Source organism: Caulobacter sp. 1776 (assembly GCF_040545685.1).
GTDB lineage: Bacteria > Pseudomonadota > Alphaproteobacteria > Caulobacterales > Caulobacteraceae > Caulobacter.
Map to the genome: position 1 here is coordinate 1,066,515 of NZ_JBEPMI010000001.1, position 18,185 is coordinate 1,084,699.

General features: G+C 70.1%; 14 protein-coding genes. 8 read left to right on the forward strand and 6 right to left on the reverse strand.

The window, feature by feature from the left end; translation table 11 throughout:
* Window positions 1–59 precede the first annotated feature (59 nt).
* Window positions 60–1,010, reverse strand: coding sequence for a GAF domain-containing protein (locus ABIC66_RS05015; RefSeq protein ID WP_354068273.1), 951 nt, complete (start codon window positions 1,008–1,010; stop codon window positions 60–62).
* A gap of 140 nt (window positions 1,011–1,150) precedes the next feature.
* On the opposite strand from ABIC66_RS05015, the gene ABIC66_RS05020 reads away from it, so the two are divergent.
* Window positions 1,151–1,906 carry a creatininase family protein gene (locus ABIC66_RS05020; RefSeq protein ID WP_354068274.1) on the forward strand — a complete coding sequence of 252 codons (756 nt, stop codon included), beginning with the start codon at window positions 1,151–1,153 and terminating at the stop codon, window positions 1,904–1,906.
* A gap of 111 nt (window positions 1,907–2,017) precedes the next feature.
* Here the strand turns inward: ABIC66_RS05020 and ABIC66_RS05025 are convergent, their stop codons facing one another.
* Window positions 2,018–3,112: an XdhC family protein gene (locus tag ABIC66_RS05025; protein WP_354068275.1), complete on the reverse strand. Its 1,095-nt coding sequence runs from the start codon at window positions 3,110–3,112 to the stop codon at window positions 2,018–2,020.
* Here ABIC66_RS05025 and ABIC66_RS05030 point away from each other — a divergent pair.
* Window positions 3,105–3,983, forward strand: a complete 879-nt coding sequence (locus ABIC66_RS05030) for a bifunctional regulator KidO (RefSeq protein ID WP_354068276.1) — start codon at window positions 3,105–3,107, stop codon at window positions 3,981–3,983. The genes ABIC66_RS05025 and ABIC66_RS05030 overlap by 8 nt on opposite strands.
* Before the next feature lie 157 nt (window positions 3,984–4,140).
* The gene (locus ABIC66_RS05035) at window positions 4,141–4,845 is read left to right on the forward strand and encodes a glycosyltransferase family protein (RefSeq protein WP_354068277.1); all 705 of its coding nucleotides are present in this window, start codon (window positions 4,141–4,143) and stop codon (window positions 4,843–4,845) included.
* Between the two features lie 128 nt (window positions 4,846–4,973).
* On the opposite strand, the gene ald is transcribed toward ABIC66_RS05035, so the two are convergent.
* Window positions 4,974–6,086 (reverse strand): alanine dehydrogenase, encoded by a 1,113-nt coding sequence (gene ald / locus ABIC66_RS05040; protein WP_354068278.1) that lies wholly within the window; start codon window positions 6,084–6,086, stop codon window positions 4,974–4,976.
* Between the two features lie 120 nt (window positions 6,087–6,206).
* On the opposite strand from ald, the gene ABIC66_RS05045 reads away from it, so the two are divergent.
* From ABIC66_RS05045 to pbpC, 4 genes are all read left to right on the forward strand, one after another.
* Window positions 6,207–6,680: an Lrp/AsnC family transcriptional regulator gene (locus tag ABIC66_RS05045; RefSeq protein WP_354068279.1), complete on the forward strand. Its 474-nt coding sequence runs from the start codon at window positions 6,207–6,209 to the stop codon at window positions 6,678–6,680.
* A gap of 74 nt (window positions 6,681–6,754) precedes the next feature.
* Complete coding sequence (locus ABIC66_RS05050) at window positions 6,755–7,588, forward strand: carbonic anhydrase (RefSeq protein WP_354068280.1); 834 nt, start codon at window positions 6,755–6,757, stop codon at window positions 7,586–7,588.
* A 91-nt stretch (window positions 7,589–7,679) separates the two neighbouring features.
* Window positions 7,680–12,740 (forward strand): alpha-2-macroglobulin family protein, encoded by a 5,061-nt coding sequence (locus ABIC66_RS05055; protein WP_354068281.1) that lies wholly within the window; start codon window positions 7,680–7,682, stop codon window positions 12,738–12,740.
* A gap of 112 nt (window positions 12,741–12,852) precedes the next feature.
* Complete coding sequence (gene pbpC, locus ABIC66_RS05060; protein WP_354068282.1) at window positions 12,853–14,931, forward strand: penicillin-binding protein 1C; 2,079 nt, start codon at window positions 12,853–12,855, stop codon at window positions 14,929–14,931.
* A gap of 118 nt (window positions 14,932–15,049) precedes the next feature.
* Here the strand turns inward: pbpC and ABIC66_RS05065 are convergent, their stop codons facing one another.
* From ABIC66_RS05065 to ABIC66_RS05075, 3 genes are read right to left on the reverse strand one after another with little or no spacing between them, the layout of a single operon-like run.
* Window positions 15,050–15,682 (reverse strand): carbonic anhydrase, encoded by a 633-nt coding sequence (locus tag ABIC66_RS05065; protein ID WP_354068283.1) that lies wholly within the window; start codon window positions 15,680–15,682, stop codon window positions 15,050–15,052.
* Window positions 15,683–16,315: a maleylacetoacetate isomerase gene (gene maiA / locus ABIC66_RS05070; protein WP_354068284.1), complete on the reverse strand. Its 633-nt coding sequence runs from the start codon at window positions 16,313–16,315 to the stop codon at window positions 15,683–15,685.
* Window positions 16,316–16,324: 9 nt separating this feature from the next.
* Window positions 16,325–17,005: a fumarylacetoacetate hydrolase family protein gene (locus tag ABIC66_RS05075; RefSeq protein ID WP_354068285.1), complete on the reverse strand. Its 681-nt coding sequence runs from the start codon at window positions 17,003–17,005 to the stop codon at window positions 16,325–16,327.
* 290 nt (window positions 17,006–17,295) lie between these two features.
* Here ABIC66_RS05075 and ABIC66_RS05080 point away from each other — a divergent pair, with 290 nt between their 5' ends.
* Window positions 17,296–18,174 carry an ABC transporter ATP-binding protein gene (locus ABIC66_RS05080; protein WP_354068286.1) on the forward strand — a complete coding sequence of 293 codons (879 nt, stop codon included), beginning with the start codon at window positions 17,296–17,298 and terminating at the stop codon, window positions 18,172–18,174.
* Window positions 18,175–18,185: the final 11 nt, after the last annotated feature.

An 18,185-nucleotide genomic window follows, 5' to 3' on the forward strand; every position in this document is an offset into this window, starting at 1 on the left:
CGCCGGCGAAGCCGGGCGCCGAACAGCGCCGTTCAAAGTGTCTCAAATCCGAGACAGGTTCAGTGGAACTCGCGACCGCGCGCCAGGTCCAGGCGCTTGAGCTTGCGGTTCAGAGTGGCGCGCGACAGGCCCAGCAGGGCGGCGGCGGCCGAGACATTGCCCCCCGACTGGCTCAGCGCCCGGCGGACGGCGGCGCGCTCGGCCTCGTCGAGGTCGGCGGAACGGTCCGGCGAGGGCAAGCCTCGGCGCAGGATTTCGTCGGTCAGCTTCAGCGCCTGGCGCGCGGCCCGGGTGGCGCCGATGACCAGGTCGTCGCCGTCGACCGCCAGCATCGGGACCGAGGCGCGCTCGCCGTCCTGCTCGGGCAGCAGCACGATCCGCGCCTTGGGAAAGGCCTCGCGGAAGGCGCGGATTTCGATGCGACGGGCGGCGTCGGCGGCGATCCGCTCGACCAGACTAGACAGCCCTTCCAACCCGGGGCGGCACGACGAGACATCCAGGGCGCCCGCCAAGCGACCCCGCGGGTCGAACAGCGGCGCGACGGTGCACGAGAGGCCGATGTTACGGGTATGGAAGTGCTGGTCGCGATGGATCGTCAGCACGCGCTGTTCGGCCAGGCATGTGCCGATGCCGTTGGTGCCTTCGCGCGCCTCGCTCCAGACCGCGCCCTGCCACAACCCCCAGCGGCGGAAGACCGCGTCGTCACCCGCCACGCCGCGGCGATCGACCGGGACGCCCTCCGCGTTGGTCAACAGCACGCAGCAGCCGGCCTCGCCGACCGCCTGGAACAAGGCGTCCAGATTGTCCTGGGCCGCGGCCAGCAGCGGCCCCATGCGCTCTTGCGCCTCGCGCAACTCCGCGCCGGACAGCGTCTCGGGCGGCTTACGGTTCTCGGGATCGAGATGATGCTGGGTCAGGCAGCGCCGCCATGAGGCGGCGATCGGCGACAGGGCCGGCGCAGAGCCGTCGCGCAGCACCGACAAGACCCGATCGGCATGGCCCTCGGCCATCGCGTTTCCTCCGCGGCCGGGTCTTCCCCGGCCAGGCGGACAGCATGAGGCCAGGCCTCGGCGCGATGCAAGTACGGCGTTTTACGGTGTCGCGACCGCGGTTTGGGCGTAAACGGACGGACCGTTTCCAGGAGTTTCCCATGCTGCTCGCCCTGTCGACCTGGTCCGAGATCGAGGCCCGCCTGAAGACCAGCCAGGCCGTGGTGGTGCCGATCGGCTCGAACGAGCAGCACGGCCCGACGGGCCTGCTGGGCACGGACTGGCTATGCCCAGAAATCATCGCTCACGAGGCCAGCAAGCGGGCCGGCGACAGGATCCTGGTGGCCCCGACCTTCAACATCGGCATGGCCCAGCATCACCTGGCCTTTCCGGGGACGATCTTCCTGCGGCCCTCGACCTTCATCGCCGCGATCGGCGACTGGGTGCGCTCGCTGGGGGCGCACGGCTTCACGCGGATCTATTTCCTGAACGGCCACGGCGGCAACGTCGCCTCGATCGAGGCGGCGTTCTCGGAGATCTACGCCGACTACAGCTTCCGCCAGCAACGCGCGCCGTTCGCCCTGAAGCTGAAGAACTGGTGGGACCTGGCCGGCGTCAACGGCCTGGCCAACCGCCAATTCCCGACCGGCCACGGCAGCCACGCCACCCCGTCCGAGATCGCCGTGACCCAGTGGGCCTATCCGGAGACGATCAAGACGACGCCCTACGAGCCGAAGATCGCCCCCACGGGGCCGATCCGCGAGGCGCTCGACTTCCGCGCCCGCTACGCCGACGGCCGTATGGGCTCGGACCCGGCCCAGGCCACGCCAGAAAAGGGCGGCGAGCTGGTCGACATGGCCGCCAACGCGCTGCTTGAGGACATCGCGGCGTTCGGGGCGGAGATGGCGCCGGTTTAGAAATTCCTGTCATCCCGGCCGCAGCGAAGCGGAGAGCCGGGACCGCGACAAACGCCGTATTTCCGCCGGTCCCGGATAGCCTCTGCGAGGCTTCCGGGATGACAGGAGAAATCAAGCCTTCTCCACCCGCCGCGCCAACGCCGGTTGCCCATGCCGCGTGGCCATGATCTCGCCGATCACCGCCACGGCGACTTCGAACGGCGCCTTACCGCCGAGGTCGAGGCCGATGGGCGCGCGCAGCTTGGCGAGGTCGCGGTCGGTCAGGCCCGCGGCCTTCAGCCGCGCGAGCCGCTCCGGCAGCCGCCGCCGCGCGCCCAGCAGGCCGACATAGGGCGCGGGCGAGGGCAGGGCGGCCAGCAGGGCGGCGTGGTCCAGCTCGATGTCGTGGCCGCAGACGGCGACGGCGGTCCAGGCGTCGAGACCGATCGCGGCCAGGGCTTCGCCGGCCGCCTCGCGGCGATAGGCGACGTTGGCCAGGGGCGGCGGCGCGGCTGGACCCTTGGGCCGGACCAGAAAGGTCTCGAAACCCGATTGCGCGCCGAGGCTGGCCACCGCCAGGGCCGTCGGATCGGCGCCCAGCACCACCAGCCGCGGCGCGGGGTCGTAGGCGCGCTCGAAGGCGCCGGGCCAAAGCGCCTGCGGCTCCTCGACGCACAGGCGCTTCAAGCCGTCGGTGACCCAGAAGGCCGGCGCGCGGGCGGCGGCCAGGTCCAGCAGGGTGCGGGCCGCCGGATCGTCGGGCGCGATCTTCTCGACCAGGATCTCGATTCGCGCGCCGCACAGCAGGCGGATGTCCGGCCAGGGGCTGCCTTCGCCATAGACCAGGCGGCGCGGCTGGCCATCCGCGAGGCAGGCTCGGGCGTGAACCTCGACATCGGCCTCGATGCAGCCGCCCGAGAGAAAGCCGGAAATAATTCCTTCGCCGAACACCATCTGGGCCCCGACCGGACGGGGCCCGCCGTCGCCGAGCGCGATGATGGTGGCCAGGGCGGCGGGACCCCGCGAAAGCGCGGCGGCCAAGGCCGGGCGGGCGTCGTCGGCCATGCCGTGCATGGGCCAGAGCGGGGCGGCGGCGTCGCCTGAATGGTCGGTCGTCATCGTGGCGATGTTAACGCCTCGGCAAGTTTCCAGAAACCTGATGTTCAAACCTTGGCGCGTACCGTTCGCATCTGTTGGTGTTTTTCGCGCACGGATGGCGATGTCCATTTCGGTCTCAAAACTCGGTCTGGCGGCAGCCCAGTTCGGCCTCGACGGCGGTAGCTCGTCGGCGCCGCGCGGTCGCTCGCCGGAAGCCGAGACGCGCGACATCCTGAACATCGCCGCCCGCGCCCGCCTTTCGGTGCTGGACGCCTCGGGCCTGTTCGGCCGCGCCGAGACGGTGCTGGGTGACCTGATTCCCCGTCCGACGCCGTTCCGCGTCACCATCGCCACCGCCCGCGCCGACCGCGGCCCCGACTTCGTCGAGGCCGAGGCCCGCGCCACCCTGCGTCGAATCGGCGTCGAGCGAGCCGAGGCGATCGTCGTCCATTCGCCGTCCGAGCTGTTCGGCCCGCATGGCGCGGCCCTGTGGGACCGCCTGCAGCGCCTAAAGGACCAGGGGCTGTTCGCCAAGATCGGCGTCGCCGCCCACGCCACCGACGATCCGGTTGGCGTGGCCCGTCGCTTCAAGCCCGATATTCTGCAAGCCCCGGCCTCGCTGCTCGACCAGCGCCTACTGGCCGACGGCTCGCTGCAACGCATCGCCGGCATGGGCGTCGAGGTGCACCTGCGCTCGATCTTCCTGAACGGCCTGCTGTTCCTGCCGCCCGATCGCGTCCCGGCCCAGCTGAAGGGCGCCTCGGGCCGTCTGTCGCGCGTGCGCCGGATGATCGCCGAGGGTCGTTCGGATCCACTTCAGGCCGCCCTGGGCTTTGCTCTATCGCGCCCGGAAGGCTCGGCCGTGCTGGTCGGCGTCAATTCGGCCGCCGAGCTGTCGGCCGTGGTCGCCGCCGCCTCGAGCCCGCCGCCGGACCTCGACTGGGACGAGATGGCCATCGACGATCCGGTCGCGCTCGACCCGCGGCGTTGGGTCGCCTAGCCCCTTCCCGGAATCAACCTCGACTATAACTCGAGGCTGGGTCGGGCCCGTGATCGCGCACGCGATTAGGCCTGTTGATTCACGTCTTGTAAGCATTTGATTCACTTGGGTTTTATGAATCTGGTCTAGCTTGATCCCAACGAAGGGAAACCGCGTCATGATCCTCGCCGTCCTGCAAGCCCGCATGGGCTCGTCCCGCCTGCCGGGCAAGTCGATGGCCACGCTCCAGGGCGAGCCGATGATCGTGCGCCAGCTCGAGCGCCTGCGTGGCGCGCGCTGCCTCTCGAAGATCATCGTCGCCACCAGCACCGACAGCGTCGACGACGCCCTGGCCGGTTTCCTGGTCTCGCGCGGCCATACCGTCCATCGCGGGGCCGGCGCCGACATTCTCGCCCGCATCGCCCGCTGCGCCGAGGCGATCAGCTCGGTCAGTCACGTGGTCCGCCTGAAGGGCGACGCGCCGTTCATGGATCCGGGCGTCATCGACGACGCCGTCCGTATGGCCCTGGCCAGCGACGCCGACTACACCTCCAATCGCGTGCACCGCACCTTCCCGGCCGGTCTCGAGGTCGAGGTGATCAAGGTCGGCGCGCTGCAGGCCGCCGCCGCCGAGGAGCGCGACCCGACGGCCCGCATCTCGCCGACCGCCGCCATCCGCAACCAGCCCCAGCGCTGGAGCCAGGCCCATCTGAAGGCGGCCCGCGACTGGTCGAAGCTGGACTGGCGGGTCAAGACCGCCGCCGATCTGGCCTTCGCCCGCTCCGTCTACGACGCCCTGCACCCGGTCGATCCGGCGTTCCGCATGGGCGACGTCTTGGACCTCGTGGAGAGCCGGCAGGACATCGCGCGCTTCGCGGCGTAATAAACTGTCATCCCGGACAAGCGCCTAGCGCGCCGATCCGGGACCGCCGGAAGCTCTGAGCTTGTTGCGGTCCAGGCCGCTCCCCCGGCTTTCGCCGGGGTGCGGCCGGGATGACAGGTTTTAATGGCCTACTTCCAAGCCCCGTAGGGATCCACCGACGCCTTGCCCAGGGCCTCGGCCACGGCCGGGTGGGTCAGCTGGCCGTTCAGGACGTTGAGGCCGCGGGCCAGGTGGACGTTGGTCTTCAGCGCGTCCAGGCCCTTGTCGGCCAGGGCCAGGCCGAACGGCAGGGTAGCGTTGCCCAAGGCTTCGGACGAGGTGCGCGGGGCCGCGCCGGGCATGTTGGCCACGCAGTAATGGACGACGCCGTCGACCGTGTAGGTCGGTTCGGCATGGGTCGTCGGCTTGCTGGTCTCGAAGCAGCCGCCCTGGTCGATCGAGACGTCGACCAGCACCGAGCCCGGCTTCATCTGCTTCAGATGTTCGCGACGGACCAGCTTGGGCGCGGCCGCGCCGGCGGTCAGCACCGCGCCGATGATCACATCGGCCTTGAGGATCTCTTCCTCGACGGCGGCGAAGGTCGAATAGCGGGTCAGGATGCGGCCTTGATAGAGGTCGTCCAGCTCGCGCATGCGCGGGATCGAGCGCTCCAGCACCACGACCTCGGCGCCCAGGCCGGCGGCCATGCGGGCGGCGTTGCTGCCGACCACGCCGCCGCCGAGGACGACCACGCGGGCCGGCGGCACGCCGGGCACGCCGCAGAGCAAGAGGCCCATGCCGCCATTGTGCTTCAGCAGGGTCTCGGCGGCCGAGAACACGGCGATCCGGCCGGCCACTTCCGACATCGGGGCCAACAGCGGCAGGCCGCCCTTGGCGTCGGTGACCGTCTCGTAGGCGATGGCCGCGCAACCGCTCTTCAGCAGGCCTTCGGTCTGGGCGGGATCGGGCGCCAGGTGCAGGTAGGTGAACAGGATGTGGCGCGGCTCGAGCTTTTCCCACTCGACCTTCTGCGGTTCCTTGACCTTCACGATCATGTCCGCGCCGGCGAACACCGCATCGGCGTCGGCGACGATGGTCGCGCCGGCCTTCACATAGACGTCGTCGGCATAGCCGGCCCCGAGGCCGGCGCCCGACTGGACGATCACGGTGTGGCCGTGGCCGACATATTCACGGACGGCCGTGGGGGTGAGCCCGACCCGGTGTTCGCCCGGTTTGATCTCGGAAGGGACGCCAACGCGCATGATGCTTTCCTCCAAAAGCGATTTGACGCCGGTTTACGCCTCGTCGCTCGCAAGTTCCTTGGCCATTTCGTGCAAAGCGAACCCTGTTCCGCAGGATTCTTGCGTGTTATGGTCGTTTTGATGAAGAAAGCCGCCGTCAACCTCGACAGCTTCGACCGGAAGCTTCTCCACCTGCTGCAAAGGCGTGGTCGCGCCAGCTATGTGGAAATGGGTGAGGCGGTGAATCTTTCCGAGTCCGCGTGCCTGCGCCGCGTGCGAGCGCTGGAGGAGGCGGGAGTCATCGGCCGCTACGCGGCGGTGATCGACGAACGCGCGGTGGGCCTGCCGCTCAGCGTCTTCGTCACCGTCACCCTGTCGTCCCAGGCCGAGAGCGCGCTCAGCGCCTTCGAGAAGGCGATCGCCAATGTTCGCGAGGTGGCCGAGTGCTACCTGATGACCGGCGGCTCCGACTATTTGCTGCGGCTGGTGGTGCGCGACGTCGACGACCTGGAGCGGGTCCACGCCCAGGAGCTGACGCGGATCCCCGGGGTGGTGCGGGTCAGCAGCAGCATCGCCATGCGCACGGTGGTCAAACGCGCCGAATTGCCGCTGTGAAGGGCTGATTAACCCTTCCTGAGCCGTTGGGGCCTAGGCTTCCGCCCGACATTCAAACCGCGTCGGGGGACGAGATGGTTTCGAGACGGATCCTGCTGGGAGCCCTGATGGGCGTCGCCGCGCCGGCCCTGGCCTTCGCCGAGGGCGACGGGCCGGCCAAGCCTAGCCTGCTGACCCGGAAGGGCCGCCGGACGTCCAGCGCCCTAAAGCACCAGGCCGGCGACAAGGCCGCGCTCGACCAGGCCATGGCCAAGGTCAAACCGATGGAGGCCGAGCCGGCCCCCGCGCCGGAGGCTCACGCCGCCTCGCCGCAGGAGGTCACGCCCGACGAGGCCTTGGGCCGCCTGAAGCAGGGCAACACCATCTTCTCGCGCGGCGGCGCCAATCTGATGCTGCCGACCTTGGCCCGCGTGGCCGAGCTCTCCAAGGGGCAGAAGCCGTTCGCGGTGGTGATCGGCTGCGCCGACAGCCGCACCGCGCCGGAACTGATCTTCGACTGCAATCTGGGCGAACTGTTCGTGATCCGCGTCGCGGGCTCGACCGTCAGCCGCGAAGGCCTGGGCTCGATCGTCTACGCCGTCGAGCATCTGGGCGCGCCGCTGATCGTGGTGCTGGGCCACACCAAGTGCGGCGCGGTCGGCGCGGCGGTGGACGTGGCGACCAAGCACGCCGAGCTGCACGGCGCGCTGCATGAGATGGTGCTGCCGATCATCCCGGCGGTGCTGGAGGCTCAGGAGGGCCACCCGGCCGACCTGCAGGACGCCGCCATCCGCCGCAATGTCCGCGACATCGCCGGCCGCTTGAAGGTCGCCGACGGGGTCCTGGCCGAGAAGCTGGAAGAGGGCCGCCTGAAGATCGTCTCCGCCACCTACGACCTGACGACGGGCGTCGTCGGGTTTGACGCCTGACCCCAGCCTAACACTGTCATCCGAGCGCCGTTGACCCCTGGTCGCGCTTAGGTTCAAGTCCGGACCGAGTGCAAATCAGGGGAAGACTAGGATGTCGACGGACGAGACGCCGCCAGAGGGCGGCCGCGACCTCCTGTCTTCCCTCAATACGCGCTGGGACAGCCTGCGCGCGGGCGTGGCCGACCGTTGGCCCGAGGCGCTGAAGGGGCCCGTGGCCATCGCCGTGGCCGGGGCGCTGGTCGTCGGCTTCGGCGGCGGCTTCGCGGTCGGCAAGGCCGGCGAGTGGTTCGGCGGCGCCAAGCCGGCCGGGGCCAGTTCCGTCAAGGGCGAGGCCTGGTCGCTGTTCGGCAAGCCGCGCTCGGCCAACGCCCCGCGCCGCGGCATTCCCAAGCCGGAAGGCTTCGCCGTCTGGCAGACCCGCGTCGACAGCAGCGGCCCCGATCCCCTGGCCTGCATCCGCATGAGCAAGGACCTGGACCCGTCCAAGTCCTATGCCGATTTCGTGCTGGTCTCACCCGACCTCGGTCGCCAGCCCTCGGTGCGCGTCAAGGGCGACGAGCTGTGCCTGGGCGGCGTCGGCTTTACCGATCACCGCATCACCCTGCTTAAAGGTCTTCCCGGAAAAGGCGGCGAGACCCTGGCGGCCAATGCCGACGTCGACTTCACCTTCGGCGAGAAGCCCCCTTATGTCGGCTTCGCCGGCGACGGCGTGATCCTGCCGCGCGAAGAGGCCGACGGCGTCGGCATCGAGACGATCAACGTCCAGACCCTGGCCATCGAGGTCTGGCGCGTGCCGGACCGCAATCTGGTCCGCAAGTCGATCACCGCGCCGGATCCGACCGGCGAAGGCGACTGGGCCGGCGACTATGGCGACGACGCCGTGGGCGACGACGGCCGCCGCGTCTGGAAGGGAACCGTCCAGGTCACCGGCGGCGGCGCCGGCCAGAAGGCCACCACCGTCTTCCCCCTGGGCGCGGTGCTGAAGGACATGAAGGCCGGCGCCTTCGTGATCAAGGCGCGCGACGCCTCGGGCGGCCGCGACCCCGACGAGGAGAACGGCGACAACAACCCGGCCCAGGCCCGTCGCTGGATCGTGTTCACCGACATGGCCATGCTGGCCTATGACGGCTCGGAAAGCCTGGACGTCGTGGTCCGCTCGCTGAAGAGCGCCAAGACCCTGTCGGGCGTGCGGGTGGCCCTGGTCGCCGCCGACGGCGAGGACCTGGCCGAGGCCAAGAGCGACGCGGACGGCCGCGTGCGCTTCCTGCGTCCGCTGCTGAAGGGCCAGGGCGCCGAGCGCGCCAAGATGGTCATGGCCTATGGCGCCCAGGGCGACCTGGCCGTGCTGGACCTGGACCGCTCGCCGGTCGATCTCTCCAAGCAGGGCGTTGGCGGCCGCACCGAGGGCGGCGTCGACGGGCGCAGCATCGCGACGGATGTCGACGGCTACCTTTACGCCGATCGCGGCATCTACCGTCCGGGCGAGACCGTCCACTTGACGGCCATGGTCCGCGACCGGATGGCCAAAGCGGTCAGCGACCGCAAGGGCGAGATCGTCGTCAAGCGGCCCTCGGGCGTCGAGTTCAAGCGCTATCCGTTCAGCCAGGCCAACGCCGGCGCGGTGCTGGCCGACATCGTCCTGCCCCGCTCGGCCCCGCGCGGCCGCTGGCTGGCCGAGCTGCACATCGAGGGCATCGAGGACGAGACCGGTTCGCTGTCGTTCTCGGTCGAAGACTTCGCGCCGCAACGGCTGGCGGTCACCGCCACGGGCCAGGAGGCCGTGCCGCTGGGCGTCGGCGAGACTCGCAAGGTCGACGTCTCGGCCCGCTTCCTCTACGGCGCGCCCGGCGCCGGCCTGCAGACGCAGGGCGAGGCCCGCCTGCGCGCGGACACCGACCCGTTCCCGGCCTTCAAGGGCTACGAGTGGGGCGACCAGGGCAAGCCGTTCGACGAGAAGTTCCTCGACCTCGGCAGCACCGTCACCGACGGCGAGGGGCGCGCGATTCTGTCGGTCAGCGCGGCCGACGCCGGCGACACCAACCAGCCGCTAGTGGCCTCCGTCACCGCCTCGGTGTTCGAGCCCGGCGGCCGTCCTGTGCGCGAGGGGCTGGAGCTGAAGGTGCGCGGCAAGGCCGTCTATTACGGCGTCAAGGTCGACCAGGGCGAGGCCGGGAAGGGCGATCCGCCCGTCAGCCTCGACATGATCGCGGTCAACGCCGCCGGCCAGCGGATCGGCGCGACCGCGACCTATACCCTCGTCGCCGAGCGCTGGGACTACGACTGGTTCCAGCAGAACGGCCGCTGGCAGTGGCGGCGCACCAGCCGCGACGCGATCGTGGCCAAGGCCCAGGTCAATATCGGCGCCGGCGCGCCGGCCAAGTTCACCCGCCGTCTCGGCTGGGGCGACTATCGCCTCGAGATCGAGGGGGCCGACGGCGCGCGCACGGTGACCCGTTTCTCCGCCGGCTGGGGCGCCCCCGCCAAGGAGGGCGAGGCGCCGGACGTGGTACGCGTCACCGCCGGGACCAAGACCTATGCGCAAGGCGACACGGTCGAGATCACCCTGAAGCCGCCCTATGCCGGCGAGGCCCAGGTGGCCGTCGCCACCGACCGGCTGATCGACTTCAAGACGGTTAGCGTCGGGGAGAACGGCGCGACCGTGCGGCTGAAGACCTCGGCCGCCTGGGGCGGCGGGGCCTATGTGATGGTCAGCGTCATCCAGCCGCGCGACCCGGTCGCCTCGCCCAAGCCCCGCCGCGCTCTGGGCCTCGTTTATGTCCCGCTGGACCCCAAGGGCCGCAAGCTGACCGTGGACCTGGGAACGCCGACCAAGATCGACAGCAAGGCCCCGGTCGAGATCCCGGTGAAGGTGTCGGGTCTAGGCTTCGGCCAGAAGGCCAAGATCACCATCGCGGCGGTGGACGAGGGCATCCTGCGCCTGACCCACCAGGACAGCCCCGACCCGGTGAAGTGGTACTTCGGCAAGCGGGCCCTGACCCTGAGCTATCGCGACGACTACGGCCGCCTGCTCGACCCGAACCTGGGCGCGCCGGCCAATGTCAATTTCGGCGGCGACGAGGTTGGCGGCGAAGGCCTGACCGTCACCCCGATCAAGACCGTGGCGCTGTGGTCCGGCGTCGTCGAGACCGGCCTGGACGGCAAGGCGGTGGTCAAGCTGCCGGCCGCCGACTTCAATGGCGAGCTGCGCATCCAGGCCGTGGCCTGGACCGACACCGCCGTCGGCTCGGCCTCCAAGCCGCTGACCGTGCGCCAGCCGGTGGTGGCCGACCTGAACCTGCCGCGCTTCCTGGCCCCGGGCGACCAGGCCTACGCCACGCTGGAGCTGCACAATGTCGAGGGCAAGCCGGGCGCCTATACGGCCGAGGCGTTCTCGACCAACGGCCTGAAGGTCGCCTTCAGGAAGGTGTTCCAGCTGATCCTGGGCCAGCGCATCGCCGAGAAGATTCCGTTCCTAGCGCCGGACGTGACCGGGATCGGCAAGATCGGCTTCAAGGTTGCCGGCCCCGGCTTCGCGACCAGCAAGGACTATCCGATCCAGACCCGGCTCGGCTGGGGCGACGTGGTGCGCACCACCACCGAGATCCAGCGTCCGGGCGAGGCCTTCACCCCGTCCTACGCCCTGCTCTCGGGCCTGGCGGCGGGCGACGTGACCATGCAGGTCAGCTATTCGCCGATCCGAGGCTTCGACCCCTCGGCGATCGCGGTGGCCTTGCAGCGCTATCCGTACGGCTGCACCGAGCAGCTGGTCTCGACGGCCTATCCGCTGCTGTACGCCCAGACCTTCTCGAACGATCCGAAGCTGAAGCGCACGCCGGCGGCCTTGGCCGGGGCCGTGGGCAAGCTGCTGGACCGCCAGACGCTCGACGGCGCCTTCGGCCTGTGGCGGGTCGGGGACGGCGAGGCCGACCCCTGGCTGGGCGCCTATGTCGTCGACTTCCTGCTGGAGGCGAAGGCCCAGGGCGTCGCCGTGCCCGACAACGCCATCGACAAGGCCGTCGGCGCCATGCGCCAAGTCAGCCGGCCCGAAGGCTTCTCGTCGGTCGCCTACCGCATGGAGTATCCGGGCTGGTGGGCCAGCAACGAGGACGCCTCGAAGAAAGCCACCGAACGCATGCGCCGCCGCGCCTCGGCCTACGCCCTTTACGTGATGGCCAAGGCCGGCAAGGGTGACCTGGCCCGCCTACGCTGGTGGCACGACGTCCAGATGAAGGACGAGAGCCAGCCGGTGGCCAAGGCCTATGTCGCCGCCGGCTTGGCCCGGATGGGCGATAATGCCCGGGCCCATTCGGCCATGCGCCAGGCGGTCAACGCACTGGGCTATCGTGACGAGCAGGACTGGTACCAGTCGCCGCTGCGCGACACGGCCGTCCTGACCGCCCTGGCCGCCGAGTCCGGCATGATGGACGTCGCCCGCCAGTTGCAGGGCCGGCTGGAAAACTCGGTCAAGGATCCGGACGCCCTGAACACCCAGGAACAGGCGGCGCTGCTGCACGCGGCCAACGCCCTGATCCAGGCCTCGGGCCCGATGTCGATCGACGCGAAGGGGGCCAATCCGCTGCCCCCGGCCGGCGGCGCGCCGCGCTGGGCGGTGGGCAAGCTGGCCGACGCCCACTTCGTCAACACCGGCAAGGGCGTGGTGTGGCGGACCGTCAGCGTGCGCGGCACCCCGACCTCGGCCCCGGGCGCCAGCGCTAGCGGTCTGTCGGTGTCCAAGCGTCTGCTGTCGATGGGCGGCGGGGCGATCGACCCGGCGACGATCCGCCAGGGCGACCGGGTGATCGTGCTGCTCTCCGGTCGCTCGCTGCAGGCCCGTTCGACCGCCCTGGTGGTCGACGACGCCCTGCCCGCCGGTTTCGAGATCGAGACCACCCTGGGCGCCGACGACGCCCAGAACGGGCCGTACAAGTTCCTCGGCGAACTGACCGCCGCCGACGTCCAGGAAAGCCGTGACGACCGCTTCATCGCGGCCATGGACCTGGAAGGGAACAAGGCCTTCGCCCTGGCCTATGTGGCCCGGGCGGTGACGCCGGGATCGTTCTTCCTGCCGGGGACGGTGGCCAAGGACATGTACCGCCCGGCGGTGGTGGCGCGTTCCGACGCCGCGCGCGCGACGATCGCGCCGGGGCCGTGAGGATGATCGTATCGAACCCTCTTCCCCCTCCGGGGGAGGAGCGCCGCAGGCGCGGAGGGGGCATGTGAGTGCATTCGCTCCCGAGGGCGCGCGCCATGCTCGCCCCCTCCGGATGCCGCGCATCCTCCTCCCCCGGAGGGGGAAGAAGGGTGATCGCGTCCCGCGCCTGACCAAGGCGCTGATCGCCGCCCTCGCCGTCCAGGTCGCCCTCTTCACCCTGAGCGCCGCCTTCCCGCCCGACATGACACGGGCGCGCCATTCCTCACCCGTCACCCTGGACCGGCGCGGCGCGTGGCTGCGCGCCTTGCCCGTGGAAGACGGCCGCTGGCGAATCCGGGCGGATCTCGACCGCACCGACGACACCTTCCAAAGACGCCTGATCAAGGTCGAGGACGCGCGGTTCTATTGGCACCTGGGCGTCGACCCGCTGTCGCTGGTCCGGGCCGTCGGCTCGGCGGTGGTCCATGGTCGGGCGACCTCGGGCGCCTCGACCCTGACCATGCAGACCGCGCGCTTGTTGGAACCCCGCCCGCGCAATCTCGGCTCGAAGCTGATCGAGATGGTCCGCGCCGTGCAGCTGGAATCGCGGCTGTCCAAGCGCGAGATCCTGGCGCTGTACCTGACCCTGGCCCCCTATAGCGGCAATCTGGAAGGCGCGCGGGCGGCCAGTCTCAGCTATTTCGGCCACGAGCCGTCCAGCCTGACCGACGGCGAGCAGGCCCTGCTGATCGCCTTGCCGCAGTCGCCCGAGGCGCGGCGTCCCGATCGCCGGCCCGACGCCGCCAAGGCCGCCCGGAGCGCGGTGCTGGCTAAGCTGGTCCGCGCCCACGCGCTCACCCAGGCGGCGGCCTTCGAGGCCGAGAACGAGCCGTTGCCGCGCCGGGCGCCGTTCCCGACCCTGGCCTGGCACGCCGCCGGGGAGCTGGCTCGCGCCGCGCCGGCCAACCAGGCCAGCGTGGTCTCGACGCTCGACGCCGACCTGCAATCGCGCCTGGAGCCGATGGCCGCCGCCGTCGCCGGCGCGCAAGGGCCAGACGCCACGGCCGCCATCCTGGTGGTCGAGATCAAGAACCGCGCCGTCCGCGCCTCGGTCGGCTCGGCCGGTCGCGACCGGGCGGGCGGTTGGGTCGACATGACCCGCGCTCTGCGCTCGCCCGGCTCGGCGCTGAAGCCGTTCATCTACGCCATGGCCATGGACGACGGGCTGGTCGCCGCCGACACCCAGCTGGCCGACAGCGCGACCCGCTTCGCCGACTATCAGCCCGAGAACTTCGACCGCGTGTTCCACGACAAGGTCACGGTCCGCGAGGCGCTGGCCCACTCCCTGAACGTCCCCGCCGTCGCCACGCTGGAGAAGCTCGGCCCCGAGGCCTTCGCCGGCCGGATCGAGGCGGCTGGCGCGCACCTGGCCCGGCCCAAGGCCCAGCTGAAGGCGGCGGGGCTGGCCCTGGCGCTGGGTGGCGAAGGCATCACCTGGCGCGACCTCGTCATGCTGTACGCGGCCCTGGGCGACAACGGCATCGCCAAGCCCTTGGCCTGGACCGAGACGGACGCCGAGGCCCGAGAACACTCAGGCGGAACGCGGCTGGTTCGGCCCGAAGCGGCGCGGCAGGTGCTGGATATTCTGCGAGAGGCCCCGGCCCCGCGCGGCCGCGCGCCCTCGGCCCTGACGCGCGGGGGGCCGTCGATGGCGTTCAAGACCGGCACCTCGTACGGCTTCCGCGATGCGGTGGCGGCCGGGGTGGTCGGCGGCTATGCGATCCTGGTCTGGACGGGCCGCGCCGACGGCGGCGCGCGCGGCGGGTTGACGGGACGGGACGCCGCCCTGCCGCTGCTGTTCGACGTCGCCGACGCCATCGGAACCCCGAGCTCGGCTCCGCGCCCGATCGCGCCGAAGGCCGCGCCTCTGGGCCTGCAGCAACTACGCGCGGCCGACACGGGGCCGCGCCTGATCTTTCCGCCGGACGGAGCGTCGGTGCAGGTCGACGCGCTGGGAGCGAAGGGGCGCGGCCTTGTTCTGGCCGCCCAGGGCGAAGGCCTGACCTGGTACGTGGAGGGCGCGCCGCTGGACCTGGATCCCGTCAGCGGACGGGCGATCTGGAAGCCGGCCGCGCCGGGATTCTACAAGCTGTCGGTCGTGGATGCGGAAGGGCGGAGGGCCAACGCGCGCGTGCGGATCAAGGGGGAGTAGGTCCTCAAATCCTTGTCGTCCCGGAAGCCTCGCAGAGGCTATCCGGGACCGCCGGATGCTCGGCGCCTGTCGCGGTCCCGGCTCTCCGCTGCGCTGCGGCCGGGATGACAGTTAGGCGTTACGGACAGCTCGTGTCCGCCACCACCCGCTGATAGTCCTCGACGCTGCTGATGCCGATGTTGAGGTCGTTCACCAGGCCATCGTGCAGCGAATAGACCCAGCCGTGCACGGACAGCGACTGGCCGCGCGCCCAGGCGTCCTGGACGAAGACGTCGGCGGCGACGTTGCGGACCTGACGGGCGACGTTCAACTCGGTCAGGCGGTCGAGCATGGCGCGCTGTTCCGGGATCTGCTCCAGCTCGTGCCGGTGCTCGGCATGGACCTCGCGGATCGGGTGCAGCCAATGGTCCACCAGCCCTCGGCGCTTGCCGTCGATGGCCGCCGCCACGCCGCCGCAGCCGTAGTGGCCGACGACCATGATGTGCTTGACCTTCAGCACGTCGACCGCGAACTGCAGCACGCTGAGATAGTTGGCGTCCTGCGGCGGGGCGAGGTTGGCGACGTTGCGGTGGACGAACAGCTCGCCCGGATCGAGGCCAACGATCTCGTTGGCCGGCACGCGGCTGTCGCTGCAGCCGATCCACAGATACTCAGGGGTCTGCTGGCCCTCCAGGCGCTTGAAGAAGTCCGGATCGACCTCGGTCTTGCCTTTCGACCAGGCGATGTTGTTGGCTTTCAGGTCCTCAAGCATCTAGCGCTCCGGATGGTGGTCGGGATGGGCGGCGGCGATGGCCGGGTGTCTGGCCGCGCGGGCGGCGGCGGCCTGGATCGCCGGGAAGGGGGAGAGGTCGACGTTGAAGCGGCCGGCGTTGAACACCTGCGGCACCAGCAGGCAGTCGACCAGGCCGGGCGCGTCGCCATAGGCGAAGCCGCCCGAATACTTGGCGACCATCGGCTCCAAGGCATGGAAGCCGTCGCTGATCCAGCGGGCGACCCAGGCGTTGCGGTCGGTTTCGCCGATCTCCAGCGCCGTCAGCTGGCGCAGGATCCGCAGGTTGTTCAGCGGATGAATGTCGCAGGCGATGATCTCGGCCATGCCACGCACGATGGCCCGCTCGAACGGGGCGGTCGGCAGCAGACGCGGCTCGGGGACCACCTCGTCCAGCCATTCCAGAATGGCCAGGCTCTGGGTCAGCGGCCGGCCGTCGACCTCGAGCGTCGGCACCAGGGCCTGGGCGTTGAGGGCGCGATAACTCTTCTCCTGGTGGGCGTTGGCGACCAGATCCACGGGATGCAGGTCGTACGCCAAGGCCTTCAGGTTCAGGCCGATCCGCACCCGATAGGGCGCGCTGGCGCGCTTGGCGCTGTGCAGGACGAGCTTCACGGAAGCCTCCTAGACCAGGGTGAATTCAAGACGGCCGACGCCCTCGACCTCACCGACGACGGTGTCGCCACGGACAATGGCCGCGACGCCCTCGGGCGTGCCGGTGAAGATCAGATCGCCGGCGGCCAGGGTCCACAGCTCGCTGGCCTTGGCGATCACCTCGCCGACGTTCCAGATCATGTCGCCGACCTGGCCGCGCTGGCGTTCGGCGCCGTTGACCGTCAGGGTCACGGCCGCGTCGGGCGAGGGGGCGTCCATGACCCGGATGGCGGTGATCGGGGCGCTGTCGTCGAAGGCCTTGCCGGCTTCCCACGGCTGGCCCTTGGCCTTGGCCGCGCCTTGCAGGTCGCGGCGGGTCAGGTCGACGCCGACCGCGTAGCCGAACACGGCCGCCAGGGCTTGCTCGGGCGTCAGGTTCGCGCCGCCGGCCTTCAGAGCCACCACCAGCTCGATCTCGTGATGCAGGTCGGTGGTCGCCGGCGGATAGGCGATCTCGCCCTTCAACGGCGCGACCGCGTCGGCCGGCTTGGCGAAGAAGAACGGCGGATCGCGGGTGTCGGCGCCCATCTCACGCGCGTGGGCGGCGTAGTTGCGGCCGACGCACAGGATGCGGCGGACCGGAAAAACAGTGTCCGATCCCTCCACCGGGACCGTCGGAAGGGCGTGCGGGGGAAAGGCGTAGGTCGTCATGGGGCCTCGTTTAGACCCAAACGGCGCGCGCCAAAACCCTCGTCGCGCACCGATCCGCCTCGGCCGCGAAATGGTCGCCGTTCAGAAATCCTCCGATTGAAGACCTGGCCTAAACGTTCTTTCACTTGCCCCGGTCCGCACCGGCGAGTCATGACGGTAGCGGGGATAATTGGGCGCCGGAGCCTATCCACTACGGATAGGCTCCAATGTTGAACTTGGAGCGTGATAGCCGCCGAAAACGGTTTCCACTTTCGGCTATCACGCTTCGGCTTGGGGGCATTAGGACGCGCATGCTGATCATCGAGAATCTGACCCACGTCTACGGCAACGGCGTTCGCGCCCTGGACGAGGTCAGCCTGACGATTCCGCGCGGCATGTACGGCCTCCTGGGTCCGAACGGCGCCGGCAAGTCCACCTTGATGCGCACCATCGCCACCCTGCAGGCCCCGACCTCCGGCCACATCCGCTTCGGCGACATCGACGTCCTGAAAAACCCGGAGGATCTGCGCCGCACCCTGGGCTACCTGCCGCAGGACTTCGGCGTCTATCCACGCGTCTCGGCCTACGACATGCTCGACCACATGGCCGTCCTGAAGGGGATCGCCGGCGCCAAGGCGCGCAAGGAGACGGTCGAGAACCTGCTGAACCAGGTCAATCTGTGGAACGTCCGCAAGAAGGCCATCGCCGGCTTTTCGGGCGGCATGCGCCAGCGCTTCGGCATCGCCCAGGCCCTGATCGGCGATCCGCGCCTGATCATCGTCGACGAGCCCACGGCGGGTCTCGACCCCGAGGAACGCAATCGTTTCCTGAACCTGCTGGCCGAGATCGGCGAGAACGTGGTGGTGATTCTCTCGACCCACATCGTCGAGGACGTCTCGGACCTCTGCCCGGCCATGGCCATCATCTGCGACGGCCGCATCGTGCGCGAGGGCGCGCCGATGGACCTGGTCGGCCAGCTAAAGGGCCGGATCTGGAAGAAGATCATCGACAAGACCGAGCTCGAGGCCGCCAAGGCCCAATACAAGGTCATCTCCACCCGCCTGCTCGCGGGCCGCACGGTCATCCACATCCTCTCGGACGACAATCCCGGCGACGGTTTCTCAGCCGTAGAGGGCGGGCTGGAGGACGTCTATTTCTCCACCCTCTCGACCACCCGGCGCGCGGCCTGACGGGGAGCGGC

What these genes read in the sequence shown, in the direction of transcription:
- ABIC66_RS05055 (WP_354068281.1), top strand. Translation starts at nt 7,680, where the DNA reads ATGTCGACGGACGAGACGCCGCCAGAGGGCGGCCGCGACCTCCTGTCT.
- ABIC66_RS05045 (WP_354068279.1), top strand. Translation starts at nt 6,207, where the DNA reads ATGAAGAAAGCCGCCGTCAACCTCGACAGCTTCGACCGGAAGCTTCTC.
- ABIC66_RS05035 (WP_354068277.1), top strand. Translation starts at nt 4,141, where the DNA reads ATGATCCTCGCCGTCCTGCAAGCCCGCATGGGCTCGTCCCGCCTGCCG.
- pbpC (WP_354068282.1), top strand. Translation starts at nt 12,853, where the DNA reads ATGCCGCGCATCCTCCTCCCCCGGAGGGGGAAGAAGGGTGATCGCGTC.
- ABIC66_RS05050 (WP_354068280.1), top strand. Translation starts at nt 6,755, where the DNA reads ATGGTTTCGAGACGGATCCTGCTGGGAGCCCTGATGGGCGTCGCCGCG.
- ald (WP_354068278.1), bottom strand. Translation starts at nt 6,086, where the DNA reads ATGCGCGTTGGCGTCCCTTCCGAGATCAAACCGGGCGAACACCGGGTC.
- ABIC66_RS05020 (WP_354068274.1), top strand. Translation starts at nt 1,151, where the DNA reads ATGCTGCTCGCCCTGTCGACCTGGTCCGAGATCGAGGCCCGCCTGAAG.
- ABIC66_RS05030 (WP_354068276.1), top strand. Translation starts at nt 3,105, where the DNA reads ATGTCCATTTCGGTCTCAAAACTCGGTCTGGCGGCAGCCCAGTTCGGC.
- ABIC66_RS05065 (WP_354068283.1), bottom strand. Translation starts at nt 15,682, where the DNA reads ATGCTTGAGGACCTGAAAGCCAACAACATCGCCTGGTCGAAAGGCAAG.
- ABIC66_RS05075 (WP_354068285.1), bottom strand. Translation starts at nt 17,005, where the DNA reads ATGACGACCTACGCCTTTCCCCCGCACGCCCTTCCGACGGTCCCGGTG.
- ABIC66_RS05080 (WP_354068286.1), top strand. Translation starts at nt 17,296, where the DNA reads ATGCTGATCATCGAGAATCTGACCCACGTCTACGGCAACGGCGTTCGC.
- ABIC66_RS05015 (WP_354068273.1), bottom strand. Translation starts at nt 1,010, where the DNA reads ATGGCCGAGGGCCATGCCGATCGGGTCTTGTCGGTGCTGCGCGACGGC.
- ABIC66_RS05025 (WP_354068275.1), bottom strand. Translation starts at nt 3,112, where the DNA reads ATGGACATCGCCATCCGTGCGCGAAAAACACCAACAGATGCGAACGGT.